At 57.0% G+C, this 20,438-nt stretch carries 18 protein-coding genes, 1 tRNA gene and 1 pseudogene; 16 read left to right on the forward strand and 4 right to left on the reverse strand.

The window, feature by feature from the left end:
* Nucleotides 1–128: 128 nt before the first annotated feature.
* The 3 genes from X751_RS154905 (at nucleotide 129) to X751_RS154895 (ending at nucleotide 2,620) form a co-directional block, all read left to right on the forward strand.
* Nucleotides 129–204 (forward strand) — tRNA-Ile (locus X751_RS154905).
* A 162-nt stretch (nucleotides 205–366) separates the two neighbouring features.
* Nucleotides 367–1,560, forward strand: coding sequence for an integrase arm-type DNA-binding domain-containing protein (locus tag X751_RS154900; protein WP_023744359.1), 1,194 nt, complete (start codon nucleotides 367–369; stop codon nucleotides 1,558–1,560).
* A gap of 58 nt (nucleotides 1,561–1,618) precedes the next feature.
* The gene (locus X751_RS154895) at nucleotides 1,619–2,620 is read left to right on the forward strand and encodes a hypothetical protein (RefSeq protein WP_023744360.1); all 1,002 of its coding nucleotides are present in this window, start codon (nucleotides 1,619–1,621) and stop codon (nucleotides 2,618–2,620) included.
* 262 nt (nucleotides 2,621–2,882) lie between these two features.
* On the opposite strand, the gene X751_RS0132965 is transcribed toward X751_RS154895, so the two are convergent.
* The gene (locus X751_RS0132965; RefSeq protein ID WP_023744361.1) at nucleotides 2,883–3,383 is read right to left on the reverse strand and encodes a hypothetical protein; all 501 of its coding nucleotides are present in this window, start codon (nucleotides 3,381–3,383) and stop codon (nucleotides 2,883–2,885) included.
* A gap of 397 nt (nucleotides 3,384–3,780) precedes the next feature.
* Between X751_RS0132965 and X751_RS154890 the strand changes: the two genes are divergently transcribed.
* The 4 genes from X751_RS154890 to X751_RS154875 all read left to right on the forward strand — a co-directional run bounded on the left by X751_RS154890 (nucleotide 3,781) and on the right by X751_RS154875 (nucleotide 8,347).
* Nucleotides 3,781–4,992 carry a nucleotidyltransferase gene (locus tag X751_RS154890; protein WP_023744362.1) on the forward strand — a complete coding sequence of 404 codons (1,212 nt, stop codon included), beginning with the start codon at nucleotides 3,781–3,783 and terminating at the stop codon, nucleotides 4,990–4,992.
* A gap of 119 nt (nucleotides 4,993–5,111) precedes the next feature.
* The gene (locus X751_RS154885) at nucleotides 5,112–6,707 is read left to right on the forward strand and encodes a ThiF family adenylyltransferase (protein WP_198022432.1); all 1,596 of its coding nucleotides are present in this window, start codon (nucleotides 5,112–5,114) and stop codon (nucleotides 6,705–6,707) included.
* Nucleotides 6,688–7,179 carry a Mov34/MPN/PAD-1 family protein gene (locus X751_RS154880; RefSeq protein ID WP_023744364.1) on the forward strand — a complete coding sequence of 164 codons (492 nt, stop codon included), beginning with the start codon at nucleotides 6,688–6,690 and terminating at the stop codon, nucleotides 7,177–7,179. The genes X751_RS154885 and X751_RS154880 overlap by 20 nt, the downstream gene beginning before the upstream one ends.
* Before the next feature lie 37 nt (nucleotides 7,180–7,216).
* Nucleotides 7,217–8,347, forward strand: coding sequence for an SAVED domain-containing protein (locus tag X751_RS154875; RefSeq protein WP_023744365.1), 1,131 nt, complete (start codon nucleotides 7,217–7,219; stop codon nucleotides 8,345–8,347).
* Between the two features lie 633 nt (nucleotides 8,348–8,980).
* Here the strand turns inward: X751_RS154875 and X751_RS154870 are convergent.
* The gene (locus tag X751_RS154870) at nucleotides 8,981–10,900 is read right to left on the reverse strand and encodes a potassium transporter Kup (RefSeq protein WP_023744366.1); all 1,920 of its coding nucleotides are present in this window, start codon (nucleotides 10,898–10,900) and stop codon (nucleotides 8,981–8,983) included.
* Between the two features lie 76 nt (nucleotides 10,901–10,976).
* Entirely contained in the window at nucleotides 10,977–11,807 is an 831-nt protein-coding gene (locus X751_RS154865; RefSeq protein WP_032892698.1) for a DUF4118 domain-containing protein, read from the reverse strand.
* Nucleotides 11,808–12,536: 729 nt separating this feature from the next.
* On the opposite strand from X751_RS154865, the gene X751_RS0132970 reads away from it, so the two are divergent.
* The 9 genes from X751_RS0132970 to X751_RS1000000167870 all read left to right on the forward strand — a co-directional run bounded on the left by X751_RS0132970 (nucleotide 12,537) and on the right by X751_RS1000000167870 (nucleotide 20,218).
* Complete coding sequence (locus X751_RS0132970) at nucleotides 12,537–12,749, forward strand: AlpA family phage regulatory protein (protein WP_031247014.1); 213 nt, start codon at nucleotides 12,537–12,539, stop codon at nucleotides 12,747–12,749.
* The gene (locus X751_RS154860; RefSeq protein ID WP_023744368.1) at nucleotides 12,739–13,662 is read left to right on the forward strand and encodes a hypothetical protein; all 924 of its coding nucleotides are present in this window, start codon (nucleotides 12,739–12,741) and stop codon (nucleotides 13,660–13,662) included. The genes X751_RS0132970 and X751_RS154860 overlap by 11 nt, the downstream gene beginning before the upstream one ends.
* 92 nt (nucleotides 13,663–13,754) lie before the next feature.
* Nucleotides 13,755–14,618, forward strand: a complete 864-nt coding sequence (locus tag X751_RS154855) for a hypothetical protein (RefSeq protein WP_156936369.1) — start codon at nucleotides 13,755–13,757, stop codon at nucleotides 14,616–14,618.
* A gap of 229 nt (nucleotides 14,619–14,847) precedes the next feature.
* On the forward strand, nucleotides 14,848–16,479 hold the full coding sequence (locus X751_RS154850) for a DUF927 domain-containing protein (protein ID WP_084558258.1): 1,632 nt from the start codon (nucleotides 14,848–14,850) through the stop codon (nucleotides 16,477–16,479).
* Nucleotides 16,480–16,833: 354 nt separating this feature from the next.
* Nucleotides 16,834–17,355, forward strand: a complete 522-nt coding sequence (locus tag X751_RS1000000166850; RefSeq protein ID WP_023744371.1) for a hypothetical protein — start codon at nucleotides 16,834–16,836, stop codon at nucleotides 17,353–17,355.
* A 182-nt stretch (nucleotides 17,356–17,537) separates the two neighbouring features.
* Entirely contained in the window at nucleotides 17,538–18,113 is a 576-nt protein-coding gene (locus X751_RS154845; protein WP_023744372.1) for a site-specific integrase, read from the forward strand.
* Between the two features lie 84 nt (nucleotides 18,114–18,197).
* The gene (locus X751_RS154840; protein ID WP_245265745.1) at nucleotides 18,198–18,584 is read left to right on the forward strand and encodes a DUF3768 domain-containing protein; all 387 of its coding nucleotides are present in this window, start codon (nucleotides 18,198–18,200) and stop codon (nucleotides 18,582–18,584) included.
* 6 nt (nucleotides 18,585–18,590) lie between these two features.
* Nucleotides 18,591–19,613, forward strand: a complete 1,023-nt coding sequence (locus X751_RS1000000164725; RefSeq protein ID WP_050592351.1) for a hypothetical protein — start codon at nucleotides 18,591–18,593, stop codon at nucleotides 19,611–19,613.
* Nucleotides 19,613–20,218 carry a hypothetical protein gene (locus X751_RS1000000167870; protein WP_245265776.1) on the forward strand — a complete coding sequence of 202 codons (606 nt, stop codon included), beginning with the start codon at nucleotides 19,613–19,615 and terminating at the stop codon, nucleotides 20,216–20,218. The genes X751_RS1000000164725 and X751_RS1000000167870 overlap by 1 nt, the downstream gene beginning before the upstream one ends.
* On the opposite strand, the pseudogene X751_RS1000000167875 reads toward X751_RS1000000167870, so the two are convergent.
* Nucleotides 20,196–20,394: pseudogene (locus X751_RS1000000167875) on the reverse strand (helix-turn-helix transcriptional regulator); the annotation flags it as partial. The gene X751_RS1000000167870 and the pseudogene X751_RS1000000167875 overlap by 23 nt on opposite strands.
* Nucleotides 20,395–20,438 lie beyond the last annotated feature (44 nt).

Genomic DNA, 20,438 nt, shown 5'->3' on the forward strand with positions numbered 1-20,438 from the left:
CTCCTCGGTGTGCGATCCAGTCGCGCCTGTCGACTAGGGCGCGAATATGGGCTGATTTGGGCGATCTCGGCCAGCCCGTCCGGAAAGCCTTGTGCCGCGCAAGGAAAAACACTAATCCAGCGCGCGTGGGGCCTGTAGCTCAATGGTTAGAGCCGGCGGCTCATAACCGCTTGGTTGGGGGTTCGAGTCCCTCCGGGCCCACCATTCTTCATCCGACATGATGCGGCTAAGTGTGATACGCCGGTACAATCCTAAGCAATTGCTCAATTCCTCGGCCAGTAGCGTCTTGCTCAGTGCGAGGACATCTCGCTAGATTGTTGGTACATTTTTTGGTATGCCAACAGCGACTAACGGAAATGCCAACATATGCCTCTCTCTGATGCTTCTTGCCGAAACGCCAAGGCCGGAGATAAGCCGCGTAAGTTAAGCGACGGCGGCGGGCTGTTTCTGCTTGTACAGCCAACTGGAGGAAAACTTTGGCGGCTCGCCTATCGCTTCCAGCTGAAACAAAAAACGCTAGCTTTTGGAGCCTTCCCTGCGGTTGGATTGAAGGATGCGCGCCGCCTGCGCCAAGATGCAAAAGAACTCATGGCCAAAGGCTTGGATCCTGCTGAGCAAAAGAAGATCGCAAAGCGTGAAGCGAAACTTAAGGCTTCAAATACGCTCGAAAAGGTGGCTGAGGAGTGGTTTGGTGCGCGAAAACACGCTTGGACGCCAGGATACTCAGATCGAATATGGCGCCGCCTTCAGTCTGATGTTCTCGACGTCATGGGGCATCGGCCCATCAACGCGATTGAGCCACCTGAACTACTGCAAGTTATCCGCGCGATCGAAAAACGTGGTGCCATCGTACTGGCCAAACGTATACTGCAAATCGCCGGTCAGGTGTTTCGATTTGCGATCGCGAGTGGAAGAGCATCGAGAGATCCGTCTCAAGATTTGAGAGGTGCGTTGAGGAGTGCTGGAGCGCCAAAACATCGCGCCGCCCTTAAAGCAGGCGAGTTGCCGGCATTCCTTCGAAGCCTAGAACAATATCAAGGCGAGCGAGCGACGGCACTGGCTTTGAAGCTGATCGTGCACACGTTCCTGAGGACGGCAGAGCTGAGGTTTGGCCAGTGGCAGGAACTTGAGAGTCTTGATGGGAGTTCACCGGTGTGGCGCATTCCGGCGCATCGAATGAAAACACGAAATGAGCATCTGGTTCCGCTTACGCCGCAGGTGACGGCCATACTGAGCGAGTTAAAGCATCTTGCAGGGACAAGCCGGCACATTCTGCCGGCGCCGACCAAAGACGGTGTGATTTCTCAGAACACATTGATCTACGCTCTTTATAGAATGGGCTACCATTCTCGAGCGACTGTTCACGGTTTTCGCGGGACAGCTAGCACCATTCTGAATGAGCATGGGTTCAATCGAGATTGGATTGAGCGCCAACTTGCCCATAGCGAGCGAAGCGATGTTCGGGCAGCATATAACACGGCGGAATGGCTTGTGGACCGCCGTAAAATGTTAGGTTGGTGGTCTGAATATCTGGACAATGCACGGGGCTATCAGGCCTAAATTGTTTTCCATCAATTACTTTCCAATCTAGGAAATATAATTAAATTCTGAGGTGTCCATGAAAGTGACAAAAAAAAGAATTAGCGGGAAGGATGACCTTATCACCGATATTGTTGAACGAAGGTATCCCGAATTCATCGAATTGTGTGAGGGAATTCTGGACGAGTTTCAAGATATAGATGAAGATAACCCTCGAAAATTGCGTCTTGCAGTTCGTGACGCGATTCTTTCACCTTCAGGCACTGCTGTTGAGTTATCTGCTGACCAGCGAACGATCCTTATGGAGGCTGTTGATCTACAGGAAAAGCTTTACAAAAAACGAGAGTATGAACTAAAATTTATGAAAAATGAAGATTATTTTGCGAAGTCTTCACTAGAAGATGCGGAAAAAGACCGCTTTCAATTCTTCAATGAAGATCGAGCTATTGCGGATTTTCCGTATTGGAGCAAGATGCCGACTTGGTCTGTCGCAGAGACGGTATCATTATGTTTGGGGAAAGCGCCGGAGATTGTAAATGCTTCCAGTTTATCGAAATTGGACAAACAGTCGCCGTTTGTCTATAAATACCATCAGTTGTGCACGATAGTGCAGCGGGCGGTTGACGCAGGCCTGCTCGGAGATAGGCCTGTTAATGAGAACCCTATTGAGCCTCAGTTGTTTGTCGAGTGGGCAAAAACAGCGGAAATTGAAGTGGCATCAGAGCTGGAATCTGAGCTTAGAGCGAGGCGCAAAGTGACCCAAGGGCACGAAAATCGCCTGACTCAGTTGATGAATGAAAAAGAGGATCTCGCTCGCGCAGTTGAACATCTAAAAGGCCAGCTTGCTGAAAAGGTATTAAGTCAAACTGAACGAAAGACCTTTCTCGCGATAATAAAAGTAATGTCGGAGAGCTATAGATATAACCCTGCGACGGCGAAAAGTGATGTTACCGCGAGGATAAAGAGTGAAATGGATCTAAAGAGGCTACCAGGTTCGGATAATACCACCATCCTAAATAAGTTGCGGGAAGCCCACGACTTTGTGCCAAAAGAAAAGTCCAAGCGGTCATCCGATAACTAAGCGCATATCTTATTAAAACCGAGGAAACCGCTTCCAAAAATATACTATTTCGGCTTAACGCAATGAGGGCGCTTAGCGGACATGGGGCTGACCATGACTCAACGACGTCTTTGCGCCTCATCTCGGTTACTACACTAGCGGCGGTCGGAGCCCAGAAACGGACATGGGCGAGCCAGGGCACATTGGCACCTTTGCCCCCAGAGGTGGGATGGACTTCTGAGGACGGGGGCGCGGACTTTCGAATGGCTAGGGTGTCAAGACGCTATCGAAAGCGCTCGGCGGGGATGTGATGCGCTGGGTGAAACCAGTACTCGATCTCAGGCAGTTGCCCTGCGTCCCCGATCGCTGCCTCAAGCACATCTGGAATGCCGCCGTAGAATAGAAGGATCGCTCGCTCGTAGCCCGCACGATCCCGGAACTGCGATAGGGTCAGAAGGTCTTTTTCGATGCCCCCGCGGCGCGCGTTACCTGGCTTGATCTCAATGACGCAATGGTTGCCATCCATGTGGCCCGGCGTGTGCACCAGCATATCGGGAGCGGCGATGCGGGCCTGAATGCGCCCCCACTGAGGATGCGCTCGCTTATCGACTTCGCCGTTAAGGGAAAACCGAGAGTCTTGTGGCCAGAGCGATCTCATCTGATGATATAGTTCGTAGCAGTAGACGCGCTCGCGGTAGACAGGGTCGCCCCCATCCACAGGCAACTGGAAATAGACATCAATAGCTGCGGTGGCTTCCCGAATGATGCGGTCTAGTTGTTCCATTTTTCTCCCGTCAGTGTGATCCCTATTCGTCTTTCTTTCTAAATGACGCCAGCAGCTCCGTGACCCCTAACTTTGGCGGATTTGCTTTATCGAGCGGGACGACCGGAGGGGTATCTCGGTCGAGCTCAGATGCATAATATCTACCGGCCCGATAGCCCAAGCTTCGGGTGTTGTTACTGCCAAGTCGTCGAACAAGGCCACCTTGATCGGCTTTCGACGCCAACATAGATATAGTAAGCGGGAATCGCCGCGGGGCACTATCCATTCAGGTTCGTCCGTCGTGACGCACTTGGTCAGGTCTTGGGACATGGCCTATCCAAGTTGTCGGACGACATGCGCCTTCCGGCGCAAGCGCCGGTGGTCGTGCTCATCACTGGGTCAGCAGGATGAGGGCGCGATGGTTACGATTACAAAGGAAGCCGAGGGCTTCCTCGAAGCACTAGCAGACGAGCTCACGATCTCGCCCACCAGACATGAGCAGGCGGTCGCCCGATACGAGTCGCTGGGCAAGTGGCTGCATCGCGACGCTTCGAAGGTGAAACAATACGACCCGCAAGTCTACTCCCAGGGTTCGTTCCGACTGGGTACGGTAGTCAAACCCGAGGACGAAAGCGGGCACTACGACATCGACTCGGTTTGCGAGTTGACCGCCCTGACGAAGGGACAGTTGACCCAGTACACACTCAAGGAACTGCTTCGGGTCGAGATCGAGGCGTATCGCACGGCACAGGCAATGGTGAAGCCGCTCGGCGAAGGCCGTCGTTGCTGGACGCTAGAATATGCCGATGGCGCCCAGTTCCACATGGATATCGTGCCGGCGCTCCCAAATGGCGCGGCCACGCGGTTGTTGCTGGAGTCTCGCGGCCTAGACGCGCAGTGGGCCGGCACCGCGATCGCCATCACGGACAACAAGCACCCCCTGTTCTATCAGCCCACCACCGACTGGCCCCGTTCCAACCCAAAGGGCTATGCCAACTGGTTCCGTTCGCGGATGGCCGTGGCTTTCTCGCGCAAGCGCCGCAAGCTTGCCGAAGCGGCCCAAGCCAGCGTTGAGAGCATTCCCGAATACCGGGTTGTCACCCCACTGCAACAGGCGATCATGATCTTGAAACGGCATCGCGATCAGATGTTCGCGGAACGCAAGGATGTCAAACCGATCTCGGTGATCCTCACGACCCTGTCCGCCCACGCATACGAAGGCGAGGAAACAATCGGCCAGGCTCTCGTTTCGATCCTGACCAACATGCACAGCTTCATAGGCTTCGATGGCGTCCGGTCCTACATACCAAACCCGTCTGACCCCTTGGAGAACTTCGCCGACAAGTGGGCCGAACATCCGGAACGCCGGGCGGCGTTCTTCGAATGGCTGGAAGCAGCCAAGCGAGACTTCTTCTACGCAGCGCAGGTGACCAGTCGTCAGGTGATCACCGACTCCGTGGCCCCTCGCATCGGTCGTAGACTTGCGGAGCGAGCCAGGGATCGTGCGACGCCAAAGCCCGCTCCGACCCTCCTGCGCCCCGCCACTGCAGCGTCCGCAGCGGCTGCTGTACCAACCTTCCCCGCGGAGGCGCGTGTTCCGGGCAAACCGGCAGGGTTCGGCGGCGGATGATTTGGTGGGTTTCGGATCCGGGCCGGGGCCTGTCGGAGCGACTTGCGATCGCTCGGCTGGAGCAGTCCACCGGCTGGCTGCAGAACTTACGGTGGCGCCTTGACGGCCTGAAGTTGCTCTTGGATTTCGAGATTGTCGAAGCCGACTCCAGGTGGCGTCTCGTGATGCACTACCCGGACTTCTTCCCCTCCATCCCCCCGTTGATGTTCAACGCGGACGGCGAACCTCTATCCGGACATCAATATGGTCTGTCAGGCGAACTTTGCCTGGAGTTTCGGCCCGACAACTGGGAGCTCGGTTGGACGGGCGCGATGATGATCGAAAGCGCCCATCGACTCCTCGTCGGAGAGAGCCCGGAGTTGGTGGGTCACGGGGTTCCGTCTGCTCATGCGGTATCTGAAGGCCAGCGTCTTCGTGGGACCTATCTCAGGCTGGTCATACCCGAGGAACCATTGCGCCTGATCCAGGCGATGGCTGATGGCCACGTAGAGCCGATCGAGGTCGACGAACACTATTATGGCGAAGCCGCCGTGGCCCATCTGACTGCCCTGGGTCCGGACAGTGCTCGGATTTGGCATCGGAACAAGCCGGTCTCGACTGCATCCAACTACAAGGGTACCGCAATCCGTGTTCCACGGGGGCTGAAATTTCCAGGACCGGTCACCGAAAAGACCCTCGAGGTTGCTCTCCTGTCTGCGGGCATCACGACTGAATATCCGGCGTGGCCGCCTGCCACCTATCTGCTTGTAGACGACACGACCGCGTGGTTGGCGATGGTGAACCGCACGGCGGACGGTGGCGTTCAGGCTTACGGCTACGCCACGTTTGTTATCGACGCCGACCAACAGCGACTGCCCACTACGAACGCGGCGCTGGCCGAGAAGCGGATCGCGCTGATCGGCTGTGGGTCACTCGGATCGAGAACAGCGGCAATGCTTGTGCGATCGGGTGCCCGGAAGCTCGAACTGTTCGACGACGACATTCTCTCTCCCGGCAACCTGGTGAGGAACGAGCTGGATTGGCGCGGTGTCGGGGCCCACAAGGTCAAGGCACTGCGGGCGCGGCTGCTCGAAATTGCCCCAGAGGCGAAGGTCACGGTGCAGATCGTGAACCTGGGCGGCCAGGAAAGTTCCGAGTGGACCGTCACCGCGCTGGAGACGCTAGCCAACTGTGACCTGATCATCGACGCTACGGCGGACGCGACCGTTTTCGGCCTCGCTGCGGCGGCCGCGAGATTCAAGGTTCGACCCATGGTATGGGGCGAGGTCTTCGGCGGTGGAATCGGCGGAATAGTTGCACGATCCCGACCCGGCCACGATCCGTCTCCCGACATTGCGCGCCGCCAAATCTTGGCGTGGTGCGACGATAAGGGCGTCGAGTGGGAGATGCCCTCTCGACAGGTGGAGTACGGCGTCCTTCGGGCGGATCAGCCACCGTTGATCGCTGACGATGCAGACGTTTCCGTGATTGCCGGTCACCTAGCGCGTCTGGCGATCGACACGCTTCGCGGCGGTGGGAGCCAGTTCCCCGCTCCGGCGTATGCAGTCGGCCTCGGTGAAGGCTGGATATTCACTGCCCCGTTCGATACCCACCCCATTGTTTATAGCGGCACCGAAGGCTGGGACGCGGGATCGTCTCGCGATGAGGTGAAGCTGAAAGAGCTTGTGACCCTTCTCTTCCCCAAACAGGCCCAAGATGCAGATCGCCCTGCCTAGTTCTGTCCGCAAGAAAATTTGCAGGGAGCTGTCCCTATCAGGACGCCGGGAAACTGGGGGCCTGCTGCTCGCGGAGCAATTGGACGGCGAAGGGCGATTTCGGATAGTGGACGTCACTGTGGACCCGAGGGGCGGCGAGAGCGCGTACTTCGAGCGCCGCCCGGAACTGCACACCCAGGCACTGGAAGCCTTCTTCGAGAAGAATGGCAACGACTTCAGTCGTTTCAACTACTTGGGGGAATGGCATTCCCATCCAAGCTTTCCGGTAAGCCCGAGCACGACCGACATCAGGACCATGCAGGCAATGGTCGAGGACGTGGGCAACATCGACTTCTCGGTCTTGATGATCTTTCGGCTGAGGATGTTCGTGATGTTGCAGGTGGGAACATACCTGTTCATGCGCGGCCAGCACCCTCAACGCGTCGAGATGATCGACGACCCGGTGCCACGATCGAAGAGAAGATTCATTTGAAAGGCGTCGCCTTCGGTGCGGCAATTGAAAGGTCGACATGTCCAAGACTTCTATTCCACCAAAAGTTGCAAACGCGCTTTGGGCAAAGGCTGCGGGACGGTGCCAATTCCGTGGATGCAACAAGCTGCTGATCGGTGATCTGATCGCTGGTAAGCGCACGGGCAAGTTCGGTTATATCGCCCACATCGTCGCTGACGAGGCAGACGGGCCCAGGGGTGATGCAGTCAGATCGCCCCTGCTTGCCCAGGACATCGACAACCTGATGCTGATGTGCCCCGTCCACCATAAGGCGATCGATGTGGATTACCTGGCTGACTATCCCGAGGACGTCCTCCTGGCCATGAAAGCGGGACATGAAGACCGGATCGAGATCGTTACTGACATGGATGTCGACCGCGTCTCCCATGTCGTTAGGTTCGCGGCAACTATCGGCCAGCGCGACTCCTTGGTGACAACCCGTTCGATTTTCAGCGCTATGCCCCCGGATCACCATCCCGCGGAGGGTCGGACAATCGACATCGAGTTGATCGGGTCGGAGCGCCAGGATCATGAAGAGGCCTACTGGACCCAGCAGAACGAGAATCTGGAGCGCCTTTTTGCGCGCAAGATCAAGGAACGGATCGAGCAGCGGGAAATCCGCCAACTCAGCGTCTTCGCCTTGGCGCCTCAGCCCCTGCTCATCCGTCTCGGGACCCTTCTAGGCGACATAGTGCCGGTCGCCGTGCATCAGAAGCACCGCGAACCAGACACCTGGAAATGGTTGCCTGACCAGCCGCGCATCACCTACAACGTTAACGAGTATAGCGGCAGGAAAGACGTGCCGGTGGCGTTGAAGCTGGCCCTGAGCGCCACGGTGAATGACGACCGCATTACCTCGGTCTTGGGCGAAGATGCTGCCATCTGGTCAATCACCTGCGACCACCCCGGCAATGACATCATGCGGCGGAAGGACGACCTTGGAGCCTACAAGCATTTGCTGCGCGACCTATTCAACCGGATTAAGGCATATCATGGGGAAGGCGTGCTGCTGCATGTCTTCCCGGTAGTGCCGGCGTCCGTAGCGGTGGAAACGGGCCGAGTCTGGATGCCTAAAGCGGACCTCGCGATGAAGCTCTACGACCAGAACCGAACTGCACAGGCCTTCGTCCCGACGATCACAATCGGCTAGTACATAGCTGCAAGGTGAGCTGGCAACCTCTGATAATCCACATCCGGAGGGCTGGAGCGGAACATTTGCCACTCGATATCAAAAGGATCGCAATCAAAGAGCGCCTCAAAAGTACCGAATTTTTTCCAGGGTTTGTGCGGTAGTAGCCGAAGACGGCGTTGTTCTCTCTACAGGCTCCCGCCGCGAGGCTGGCAGGGCACACGCGGAAACTAGCGTCTACTTTTCATAGTTGATGGCCACATAGCGGACATTCCCCTATCGGCTCCAAAGCTGCCTGCCCGAAAAGCGCCTCATCTCGGTCATTCAAGTTGATTTTGCTGTCTCCGGAAATCGGACGTTGCCGGGGTCCCTCGACAGAGTTGCAAAGGCAGCTTGAGCGCCTGCCCGTTAGCCGGGAGCAGGGCAGATAGTTGGCTCTAAACCTTGGACAGTTGCGTGATTAGGGCGATCGTAACATCCAGTGAGTTCTGTGTAGCGAACGTTCCGACTGGCTTCGATGATGGAAACTTAGGACAGGCCGACAAGCATCCGGCAAAGCGGATAACTTTCAAGCGCCGTCGAAACTGCAATCGGCGCGTGCAAGGGCAGTACGCGCCTTTCACGAGGCCATTCGACGGGAGCAACCTAGTCGGATCAGACCACCACCTGTGTTCCGATTTCCACCACACGTCCGGTCGGGATCTGGAAATACTCCGTCGCATCGGCGGCTGTCCGCGCCAGGCCGATGAACAGCCGGTCCTGCCACACCGGCATGCCAGAATTGGGCGAGGCCTTGAGCGAACGTCGCGACAAGAAGAACGATGTCGACATGATGTCGAACTTCCAACCCTGCTTGCGGCAGATCGCCAGTGCGCGCGGGATGTTGGGCTGTTCCATGTAGCCGAAGGTCAGTGTCACCCGCATGAACAGTTCGTTGAGTGTCTCCATCTTGACTCGGTCGCTGTCGGGCACCACTGGCTGCGGCGCCGTCACCACTGAAAGGATGACGTTCTGCTCATGCAACACCTTGTAGTGCTTCAGGCTGTGCATCAGCGCGGTTGGAGCACTCAAGGGATCGCTGGTCAGGAACACTGCCGTACCTGATACGAGATGGGGCTGTTTCTTCAACAGATTGCCGGCGAGGAAATCGAGCGGGATCTCATTGCGGCGGGTCTTGTCGAACAGATAGCGGCCGCCGCGCACCCAAGTCCAGATAATGAGGCACATGACCAATGCAATGGTTAGCGTAACCCAGCCTCCTTCGATCACCTTAATGACGTTCGAGCCGAGGAATACCAGGTCCACGACCAGGAAGAGTGCCGACGCCATAAGGGCACCAGTGAGAGACCAGCTCCAGATTCGTCGCATAACAATGAAGAGAAGCAGGTCAGTGACCACCATCTGGCCAGTGACAGAGATGCCGTAGGCTGAGGCGAGATTGCCCGATTTCTGGAACCCGAGCACCAGCATCATGACGCCAATGCCGAGCAACCAATTGACCCTCGGAAGATAGATTTGACCCTCTTGCGTCTCGGACGTGTGCAGGATGCTGAATCGCGGCAGAAGATTCAGCTGGACAGCTTGGCGTACCAGCGAAAACGCCCCGGAAATAACAGCCTGACTGGCGATGATCGTAGCCGCGGTGGCCAAGGCGACCATCGGCACCAGCGCCCAGCGAGGCTGCATGTCGAAGAAAACATTCTCCGGTAGTTCGGTGCGGTTCAAAACAAAGGCGCCCTGTCCAATGTAGTTGAGCAGAAGGCACGGGAACACGATCCACAGCCAAGCCATCACAATCGGTCTGCGACCAAAGTGACCAAGATCCACGTAAAGCGCCTCAGCGCCGGTCACAGCTAGAAAAACAGCGCCGATTGTACCGAGCGCAAGTCCTGGATTGGCCACGAGATAGTGGACGGCGTAGTAGGGATTGACGGCCCACAACACTCCCGGATTGGTGACGATGTGGCTTACTCCGGAAACCCCTAGCGCGAGAAACCATGCGAATGTAATCGGCCCGAAAACGCCCCCAATGGCGCCGGTCCCGAATCGTTGGACCGCGAAGAGCCCAGCAAGAATGACAAGCGTGACTGGCAAGACGTATGGCTCAAGGGCTGGCGTGACGGTCTCAAGACCTTCCACAGCAGCGAGTACCGAGATCGCTGGCGTGATCATAGAGTCGCCCGTAAACAACGCCGCGCCGAGCACGCCCAAGACCAAAATGGCAGCTGAGCGAGCCGGAAGACTACTGCCGGCCAGGGACATCAGGGACAGCGTGCCGCCCTCGCCCTTGTTGTCCGCCCGGAGAACAAATGAGACGTATTTAACCGTTACGATGAGGGTCAGCGCCCAAATGATCAACGAAAGAATGCCAAGCACATCCTCACGTGTCGCTGATCCGTCCGATGCCGCAACAAACAGGGCTTCGCGAAACGCGTAGAGAGGACTTGTTCCAATATCGCCATAAACGATGCCGAGAGCTCCCAGAACCAGTATTCGCAGGTTCTGCTGGGAGTGGACGTCAGCCGCTGGCTGTGCTGCTGCATCGCCGCCGTCGCCCGCATCGGCATTGCTCATGAACTGCTTCTCCGCTTAGAGCAAGATCTCGTGTCGTTGTCTGGCGCCGTTTACCGATTTTCGCCCTCCGGGGTCTTTACGGTCGAGCATGCCGGAAATGTTGACGATCAAGGGCCAGGGCCAGGAAGCGGCCCACGATATCGACCGACGTCGAAGGCGCCGCGGGACGTTCTTCGGGGTCGAATGCGAGCCCAATGGCGGCGCGCGGGCCCCCTGCCGTTGTTTTTACGGGCCAAAAGTCAAAGCGCGAGGTCAGCGCCGGATACACTCCGGCGCTCACTACAAGTCCCGTTGCCAAGGACGATTGCGCCGCCTCGATCTCGGCTTCCTGAAGTTCTACGTTGCCGGCTTTCTCGACGGAAACCACTTTGCCGTCCAAAACGAGAATGACGACGGCAGGAACCTGGAAGAGCGCCGCAAGAGTGCGGCAAGTGATTGAGACGATCGCCTTCGCATTGTCGATTCCCGCGACGTCGCGACTATAGGTTTGCAGCATCGTTGCTTGCCTTCTCAGGAGCCCTCCTTCAATTGCGCGGCGACGGGAGGTAAAGGCAAGGCCACTGACGATAAGTCCGACGACGAAAAGCAGTCCGATCGCCCAGACATTTGCCGGGTCGTCGACGATCAGAGTGTAGCGAGGCTCGGTGAGGAAGAAATTGTAGGCGAGTGCGCCAAGTATCGCCGAAAAGAGCGATGGGCCCAGGCTTAGGCCAACGGCCGCTATGATCACCGGCACCACGAATATGAGCGAGATGTTCGGGATCGCCACCTGGGTGTCGACACCGACAGCCACGATCGTCGCGAAGGCGGTCATTGCAAACGAAGCAAGATAGCGTACCGCGGCGGGAGCCTCCGCCAAGCCGAAAAGCGAATCGCCACCTGGCGACGATGTGATGTCCAGTTGCATCCTCGGATTGCCCATCGTATCGCTCCCCGCCGGGGTTGCCGTATAAACCCAAACCTAGGCCGATACGCATAAAGATTCCATTCGTGCGGGAGGCCCAAGATATAAAGATCCCATATTCGAAAAGCGGCGGATTGCGCACTCCCTGCGCGCAATGTTGGCGAAAGGGGGGGCGTCGCTTCTCTCGCCGAGGAGGCTTCGGCAAGCCACCGCGCGTTCGCACGCCCGACAGGATTCGGCCTTGGCAGGCTTGGGCCGTGGTTGAGATGACTGCCCGCGCAACCTGAATGTCCGCTCTTGAGGAATCGCAGCGTGAAGCTGCCCGTCCCCTTGCGGCCCCAAAGCTGACGATGAGATGAAAATTGGCCGGGGGCGCGGTCTCAGACTCCAATTTGCGACCTCTGGTCCGTCGAATAGCTCCGTATCGCTAACTCCCCAAACGCTGACGTGAATGCAAACTGCTGCGCTTTACCCTCAAATTCGTAAGCTGCACCGCAGGACGAAATTGTCATCGGCTAAAGCGTCAGGACATTGCTTGCTCCGCCTGTATAAGAATTCCAACTCGCGTCGCTGGCCATCAATGGTAACGGGTTCGCTTTCTAGCAACAAATCGGATGCGCTAAGCCGAATCCTTCGGCCCTAAGCCGAATTCGGCTTAGCGGTTTTCCGCTCGGCCTCAACTCGCTCAATCTACGCTAGCACCGGCATCTTTCCACTGAAGGAGTGCCGCCGATGCTTAAGAATACCCCGCTGCCCGCGACCGGCTTTGTCCGACTCGCATCCATCCTCGCCCCTCACGGCCCGATCCCCGTATCTCGTTCGACTTGGTGGGCCGGCGTCCGCGCCGGCAAATTCCCGCCGTCGATGAAGCTCGGTCCCCGCACCACCGTCTGGCGCGTCGAAGATATTCGCGCACTTGTCGAAGGAGGCATCGATGACCGCTAATAACATTGATACCTACGGTGGTGTCGAAGCAACCGTCTCGCCCTCGACCGATGACGAGCGTACCGCCCCGACGGTTGAGGGCCCCGATGTGGGTTCGACCGCGGCCAATTTCGGTTCAACCGAAAAAGATGACGGCGACGGTGTGCTCGATAGCGCTGGATCCTCGCGTGCTCTCGTGGTCTCCGACGGCGGCACGGACGGTCCTGCTGACGCTCTGTGTAGCTCTTCTCCGCTGGCGGCCGCCATTGCACGTTGTGTCCACTGGAATGAAGGGAATGGCCTGTTTGGCATTGCCTGGAAGGACAAAGTTAACGAAGGATTGGTGCCGGCGCTTACTCTTGCTCTCCGTCTCAAGGAAGAAGGCAAAGAGGCCGTTGAGCAGGTCCTTCGCGAACCTTATTTCAAGAACACGAAGGGTAACACGCAGAAGGATAAGGTCTTTGTCATTGCGGTGCGCTTGACCTTCAAGCCCACGGAACCGAGCCATATGAAGCTCTGCTACGAATATGCCGCGATCATCCAGTGTGCAGAACAGCTGGAAATTCCTTTAGCCGACTTCGCTAGTTGGGTGGCCAACACGAGCATCGCGACCTGCAAGGCGAAGCTTGCCAAAATCAAACGCGAGTCTAGCCAGAACGATGTTGGCGGCGTCAACGCTCCAGCGACTGACACGCATCCGCCGAACGTCGTCAATGTTCCCGAAGATGTATCTGCTTCTAAGATGGCGATCGCCGTCGCGAACAAGGCGGAATGGCAGGCGATCATTGAAACGGCAGATCCCAGCGCGCTGAAGGGCGCGTTGGTGCAGACGATCGCTGATTACAAAGGCGACGATGTCGCCGGTCTTCTGAACGCTCTGCGGGAAAGGCTTGCCGCCTTCCCCCAGGCGTCCGCGCAGGCAAGCAATCAGTAAAATAGTGACGGCGCAGGCGTGCCGCGCCGTCCCCTCCCTTCCACCTGAATTAAGCGACGCACTCGATAGTGGCGTCGCCCGAGGACCCATACATGCACAAATTTCTGCTCGATCCGTACAACAAATTGGCCATTCCCAAGGCTGAGCCGATGGCCATTTCCGCCTTCTTTGAGACCAAGCAGTTCTGCAAGGATGAAGACGCCGTGCGCGTTGCTAAGATTGAGGCCGACCTACGACGCCGGACGTCCCAATCGGGCGGGCGCAAAACAAAGTCAGCACTACGGGTAGCAACGCTACTAGCACTACTTGAAAATGGTCTAGCCACTGGCAAACCATACCCGACTCTGGCATCCTCCCAGTACATGCGCCAAGTGCGGTCAAACACGATTGGCGCACTCCTCGACGCCGTGGTGCATTTTGCAGACAGCGATCTCCGCACCGTTACCGTGATCAACCGGAAATGGCGCTTCACTGCCCGCCAACTCCATAAAGTCACCGCGGCGCAGATCAAGCAACAGTTCCGCACTCACCTGCAGCGTGCAGGAATTCTCGACGAGCCGGGCTTTCTGGTCGCCTTCTTGCACGGCGAGTACGAGCCAACGACCGGCGAGTTCCAACTGCATTTCCACATCCTGACGACGGCTGAGAAAGCCGCTCTCTTTCTCAGTCGCCTTCGCGGGCGCTGGGGTTACGAAAAGACTGCCACGGGTGCGGTGCCGATCAAGCGTTGTAAAATTGAAAACCGCCCCAAGCAGTTCTCTTACCTGCTGAAGTCATTCTGGCCCGAGCGCCCGGTTGTCACCATCGACGGCGTCGAAAAGCGGGTGCGCGCGAACCGTCGTATCAAAAGAGAATTCCATACCATGTACTTGCAGTGGCTGGACCGCTGCGGTCTGGCCGACATTATGGTCTTGAACAACTGCGTCTTCCGTAATGAAAAATTTCATGGTTGCTGATTTGTATTTCTCGTTTTCTCTGCTTTCAGCGATCCTCTGCTCAAACAGTGCCTTAGGAGGCATGGAGATGTAGTTTCCTTCACTTGGTGCCGACAACACTGTGGTCGTGCGCCGAAGCTCGCGTCGTCGTGCTTTTGATCGCCGCGAAAAGCAACTGAAATCGGTGGGAAGGGTGGGAACGGTCTTCCCACTGCCACCTCAAATCACTCCACTTCAAAGGGAATTATCAATGTCGACCACACGAACAACTACAGGCCTCGTGTCATCTGACGACGGGCCACAGATTATAGACGCAGTCATCGATCAACACGGTAATTATTGGATCAAATTCGGCACGGCGACGAACTCTTGCTGGGTTTCGCTAGCCGAGTTGGCGACCGATGAGAAGGCGTTCTTCGCGAAGCTCACTAATGGCGGTGTCCGCCTTTATACATCCAAGAGCCGTAACAAATTTAAAGGAGCAGTCGAGGAACATAAGGAATATCGGAAGGGGCTGGTGGCGGCCACCTCAGGATGGGTTGGTAGGCACTTCGTTTTTGGCGATGGAACGGTCATTTCCCCGAAAAATGATGCTCGCGAACTCATCGTGACATTTCCCCCGGATCGGAAATTCACGCCAGTGGGAAGCTTGATTGCGTGGCAGGATGCTATGTCACCCGTCAAAAAGCAGCCGGTCTGCCTCTTTGTGCTGATCTATGCACTGGTTGCACCACTGCTCAAATTCGCGCCGCCGAATTTCCTCAACCCGCAGCTGGAACTCGTAGGTCCGCCAGAGTGCGGAAAAACGACAATCGCTGTGGCGGCGGCATCAGTGTGGGCGGGCAACCCTGACAGCGAAGTCGGGGGCGGTCAAACCTGGGACGTGACCGCGCTGTATCTCGATCGCGCCAAGGCAGCCCACGCTGGCGGAATTTTAGTTCTCGATGAAGGGAATTTGGCTGGCGCCGACAAGGCGGGCCAGAAGGAAGTCATTCGCCGCGGCATCTTTTCCATGTCGTCGAAGGGCATGCGCCGTCGTTTCATCGATGTGACTGAGACACCGCTGGTACATGTGGCTGTACTGAGCACAAGCAACACGCCCCTTCGAGATTTGGTCGAAGTCCCTGGAAATACTCGAGACGCTCTGATGTCACGCATGCCGACCATTCAAGTGGATGATCGGCACGAATACGGGGTGTTCAAGTTTCTTCCAAAGGGATTTGCTACATCGCGCGAGGCGGCCGACGCGATCCGCAACGCGGCTCTTGCCGACTACGGCGTGGCATCAAGGGCGTTTGTGGAGCATTTGATGAACGCCTCTGAAGATGAGGCCGGACTACGCATTCGTATCCAAGACCTGATTGGAAAGTTCCGCAAGGAGGTCGGTGAGGTCGAAGGGGTAGGGCTTAATCGCGTGCTCAACACCGTGGCCCTCACGTTCGCAGCAGGTGTTTTGGCCAAGGAATGGGGTGTAGTTCCAAAGGGCTGGGGCAGGTTGCTTCCCGCTTTCGCCGAAATTCTCCAGTCCATCCGCGGAGCAAAACAAGCGAAAGCCAAGCCCAGGGCAATAGACCGTGTAGTCGATTACGTAAGCCAGAATGACCTTGCGAACGCAAAAAATTTGCGCAAGCGGCCACTCACTGCTGAACAGTTCCATCAGGCTAGAGGGATCATGAAGGCCGACGACAGCGAAGTTCTGATCCCGACATCAGTCTTCACGTCGACGTTTTCTGATCATACCGCGATGCTGAACGAGCTGAAGAAAGAGGGTTACCTGAAGGGCGAAGGGGGGATGAAGCCCAAGATGAGCATCAAGACACCGAAAATGGTATGCGCGGTCGGTCGGGTCTACCGGATCGTACTTCCGGCACAAACTCTCTAACGCTCGTTGCGACGGGTTGGCTCACAACCTCTTGGGGGGCGCCGATAGGCGCCCCTTTCTGTTGATCGACCGGTTTGATCGAAAGCAACGCCGGACTGCGTTCTATTAGACGGGAGCCGCGGGCCGTGTCGGGGCGGCCTCACGGCGCGTTACCCCAAGTGTGCACTGTGGCGGTTGTTGTAGAGGCGGAATTCGTACTGCAAAGTTATTCCCCGGCCACCCCGCTATTTCCCTGTTCCTCATAGTATTAGGTGTAATTGATTTTTTATAATATATGTATCCATTTGACATCGCTTGATGTTCATGTTATGTTCTATATTGTGAACTGTGTTTATTAGCTGAAAGGATTTAGGTATGGAACGGTATGCTGTGGTTTTAGACGATGGCGTTGTAGGTAAGCCGCGCGCCTGCACGTTTGCGGGTGATGCGATCGACGGTGGGGCTGCTGCGGCCCATCTGCATGGTCTTTCGGTGGTTGTCCCAGCGACCGACGAATTGGTAACCGTCGCCAGGGAAATATCATCTGGCCGGGTATCATCGGCTGGCAAAGTTGTATGTGCATCCGTCAAGCAGGAAGTCTACGATAAGTTCGCAGCGCTGATCGGCACCGAACATCAGTTGAAGCCGGGTGATCAAAGCAGCGTTGGGAAGAGTGGCGCTACCAGCGCGCCTGCGACGCCGGATTTGTGGTCAACGATTGACGTGGGCTCGGTGGTGCTTGCCACGGTCGGCCGCGAAGACGGCTGGTGGGAGGCCGTGGTCCTTGCTGCCGATCCCTCTAGCGACCGCTTGACGTTGTCGTGGCGTGATTGGCCGAAAATGCCGTCGTTTGGCGCTTCGCGGCGCAGCGTGGCCGTTACTTCGCCCAAAGCCTAAGCATGCGCCAACCTTCGGCGGGAGGTTGCCCGCCGAAGGCGCTTTGTGCAACCAAAATTTGCTTATACAATCCTCGGTTGCATTTGGCTTGAACAAGTGCTATGATGGTGAATGCCGCCGGTTGGTGCTTCGGCTAAAGCCAGCCCGCGGTTTGACAGCAACCAATCCCAAGGAAACCCTTCATGCGAGGTCAGCCAGCAAAGTTGCTGCGGCCGTCGGAACTGCGCGCGCTTCTGACTTGGAGCAAGCGAAGCCGACTGCCGCTGAGAAATCGTGTAATAGTACTTTTGAGTTTCCGTGCTGGCCTCCGGGCTTGTGAAATCGCTGCCCTCGATTGGTCGATGGTATCGACAGCGAATGGCAAAATCGCGCCATTGATCGAGTTGCCTGGTTGGGCGGCGAAGAAGGGGAGCGGTCGACGCATTCCAATGCACCCCGAAATCAGCCAGGCGCTAAAGCAACTCGTTCGCGGTGCCGACCTGATCGGGCCAGTCATCGTATCGGAACGCAGAGACAGAATGAGTGCCAAAACCATCGTCAATTGGTTTGCTCGTGTCTATGGCGATCTAAGCCTCGACGGCTGCTCATCACATTCCGGCCGCCGGACATTTATCACCCATGCTGCTCGAATGATCCATAAGGCCGGCGGCTCGTTGCGCGACGTACAGCAGCTCGCCGGCCATAAGTCGCTGAATACCACCCAATCCTACATCGACGGCGACGCTACCGCTCAACGCAAGCTGATGCGTCTCCTCTAACCCCCACTGAACATCCAACGACCGTCACCTCGGCAGCAATCGCTGCCGTGCCGCCTTCGCTCGCGCTCAAGAAAGGAAAAGCTCATGACCAAGAAAGACAACGGAATGTCACCGGCAGATATCGAAATGATCCGCGGAATGCTCGATGAAAACCTAGTGAAAATCCGTCAACTCAACGACGACCTTAGGATCCGACGCCTTGGCGGAACAATTGTCATTACCGCTGGTATCGCCGGCCTTGGCGCATCGGCCGTAACGAAGACCATCGCCGCAATCGCCGCCTTCGATGCTTTCACGCCTGAGAACGATCCCAACGGCGAGCATGACTGCGCAGTCATGACCGTCGACGGCGTCAAAATCATTTGGAAAATCGACTATTACGACCTGAAACGGCAGTTTCTTTCACCAGATGCCGCCGACCGAAACGTCACCTCTCGCGTCATGACCGTCATGCGCGCCGATGAATATTGAGAGCGCATGACGATGGTGAAAACAATTGATGACGCCCGAGCGATAATGGCAGCGCTGGTCTCTCTGCCAGCCCAATCAAAACATCATGGCATTGATCCATTGGCGCTCGGCCAATCCTCAGATGCGTCAGAGGCAATTGCCAATTCCGATACTTCCTGGCTGTACCGATCACTGATTGACGGTTTTAGCTACCAGGGGATTCGTGACTCACACGCCCGCGCTTATATCGAAAAGCACGGCAACGCCGAATGGTACGGCGTCACCAATGCGCTCAGCAGAGAAGGGCGTTCCAGCGAGCAGGAACTCTGCCCGAAGCTGGCTGACTTTGATAGCTATCGCGGTTGCCGTTATCGCAAGGCAATTCAGACCTGCGCTAATCCCGACAGCCTGGCCACGTGCCCTGTGCCGAAGCTCGCATTGAGGAAGGGTGTTCTTAACGAGCAAGCTTTCTCGCTCTACCTGTTCATCCGGGACGAATGCCGCAGCGATCTGGTCGCGTTCATCGACCGCTTGCTCGATGTGACCAACACGAGCGAAGACCCGGTCTCTGCCGGGCGAGAGGAGCTTCTGGCGGCTTTCACGCAAGTCGTTGGCGTCTCACGCAAGCTTGCCGGCATGATGCTCTCACAAATCCTCCTCAACGCTGGTCCCGATCGCCAACGATGGCACGCCGTCGGCGCATCAGTTGTCGTAGTCGACTCGCTGGTGCATAACTTTCTGCACCGGACTGGCATCCATGCTGCCTATCAAGCTGACCATCTCTATGGGCAACGCTGCTACAGCGCTGTCGGCTGTGAGTTTATCTTGCGCGACCTCGCAGCAAAAATGGCTGACGAGCCGACCCTCTCCATCTCGCCACGAGCGCTGCAGCATGCCGTCTGGCGTTTCTGCGCCGCTGACGAACTATCCGTCTGCAATGGCAACAACATTCGTGACACTCTCCCCTGTGAACTCCATTGGTGCCCGCTCGGACACCATTGTAGCCGCCTTGCGCTCCGACCCGCCATGCCGTCGCAGGGGGAAGCCTGATGTCACATCACGCACTTCTCCCCTTTCGCCAAGGCGAACTTGATGGCCTCTGCGGCATTTACGCCGTCATCAACGCAATCCGGCTCGCGCTCGGCGTGCGTGCCAACCTTTTCCGGCCGCCCGTTTGGCAGGATCTTTTTGTCGCATTGCTGGAATCGGTTGATCAGTCAGTAGGGGCGGCCCACGCCGCGTCGAACGGTATCGATACACAGCCTCTAAGATATCTGTTGAAGGCCGCGATCTTGCATCTGGCGACCGAACACGACGTGGCCATCCGAGCCAAACCTATGCTGGGTCGAGACGAACAGCCATGTTTTGAAGAGCTCTTGCGTCGTCTCGGCGATTGGGTTGGACAACCAGGTCAGGCAGTAGTGTTGTCGGTCTTCGGCTCGCTTAACCATTGGACGGTCGTCCGCCGTATCAGCCGCAGCTCTCTCATCCTCTTCGATAGTAGCGGCTATGCTCGGATCTCGCTCGATGCATGCCGCATGGCCCACGAGCGGCCAAGGCCCAAAGGACGACAGCACATCGTCCCGCACGACGCCATTTTTTGCGTCGCGGCCACTCTGAGTAGGCTGGCGACTGTACCAACTCGACGTGGCTAACTCCCAACGCTTGGAGAGAGCGAATAGCGTCTCGACGGTAGGGTTCCGCTGGCCTCGCTCCAATCCGCTTACGTATTGCTGACTGAGGTTGGCCCGTTCGGCCACGGCCTTCTGCGTCAATCCTGACCGAGACGAAGGCGCGCAAAGTTTCGGCTTACGAGCTTGCGCATGTCCATCCGCAAGCAATCGTCGAATTACCGCTGGACGATCACCCAGCGTG

It is taken from the genome of Mesorhizobium sp. LNJC394B00, assembly GCF_000502555.1.
GTDB lineage: Bacteria > Pseudomonadota > Alphaproteobacteria > Rhizobiales > Rhizobiaceae > Mesorhizobium.

Bases quoted from the DNA above. Each gene is read 5' to 3' on its own strand.
- X751_RS154860 (WP_023744368.1), top strand. From the start codon at position 12,739: ATGACCGCTAATAACATTGATACCTACGGTGGTGTCGAAGCAACCGTC.
- X751_RS154850 (WP_084558258.1), top strand. From the start codon at position 14,848: ATGTCGACCACACGAACAACTACAGGCCTCGTGTCATCTGACGACGGG.
- X751_RS1000000166850 (WP_023744371.1), top strand. From the start codon at position 16,834: ATGGAACGGTATGCTGTGGTTTTAGACGATGGCGTTGTAGGTAAGCCG.
- X751_RS154855 (WP_156936369.1), top strand. From the start codon at position 13,755: ATGCACAAATTTCTGCTCGATCCGTACAACAAATTGGCCATTCCCAAG.
- X751_RS154840 (WP_245265745.1), top strand. From the start codon at position 18,198: ATGACCAAGAAAGACAACGGAATGTCACCGGCAGATATCGAAATGATC.
- X751_RS154845 (WP_023744372.1), top strand. From the start codon at position 17,538: ATGCGAGGTCAGCCAGCAAAGTTGCTGCGGCCGTCGGAACTGCGCGCG.
- X751_RS154865 (WP_032892698.1), bottom strand. From the start codon at position 11,807: ATGCAACTGGACATCACATCGTCGCCAGGTGGCGATTCGCTTTTCGGC.
- X751_RS154890 (WP_023744362.1), top strand. From the start codon at position 3,781: ATGGTTACGATTACAAAGGAAGCCGAGGGCTTCCTCGAAGCACTAGCA.
- X751_RS154875 (WP_023744365.1), top strand. From the start codon at position 7,217: ATGTCCAAGACTTCTATTCCACCAAAAGTTGCAAACGCGCTTTGGGCA.
- X751_RS1000000167870 (WP_245265776.1), top strand. From the start codon at position 19,613: ATGTCACATCACGCACTTCTCCCCTTTCGCCAAGGCGAACTTGATGGC.
- X751_RS0132965 (WP_023744361.1), bottom strand. From the start codon at position 3,383: ATGGAACAACTAGACCGCATCATTCGGGAAGCCACCGCAGCTATTGAT.
- X751_RS154870 (WP_023744366.1), bottom strand. From the start codon at position 10,900: ATGAGCAATGCCGATGCGGGCGACGGCGGCGATGCAGCAGCACAGCCA.
- X751_RS0132970 (WP_031247014.1), top strand. From the start codon at position 12,537: ATGCTTAAGAATACCCCGCTGCCCGCGACCGGCTTTGTCCGACTCGCA.
- X751_RS1000000164725 (WP_050592351.1), top strand. From the start codon at position 18,591: ATGACGATGGTGAAAACAATTGATGACGCCCGAGCGATAATGGCAGCG.
- X751_RS154895 (WP_023744360.1), top strand. From the start codon at position 1,619: ATGAAAGTGACAAAAAAAAGAATTAGCGGGAAGGATGACCTTATCACC.
- X751_RS154900 (WP_023744359.1), top strand. From the start codon at position 367: ATGCCTCTCTCTGATGCTTCTTGCCGAAACGCCAAGGCCGGAGATAAG.
- X751_RS154880 (WP_023744364.1), top strand. From the start codon at position 6,688: ATGCAGATCGCCCTGCCTAGTTCTGTCCGCAAGAAAATTTGCAGGGAG.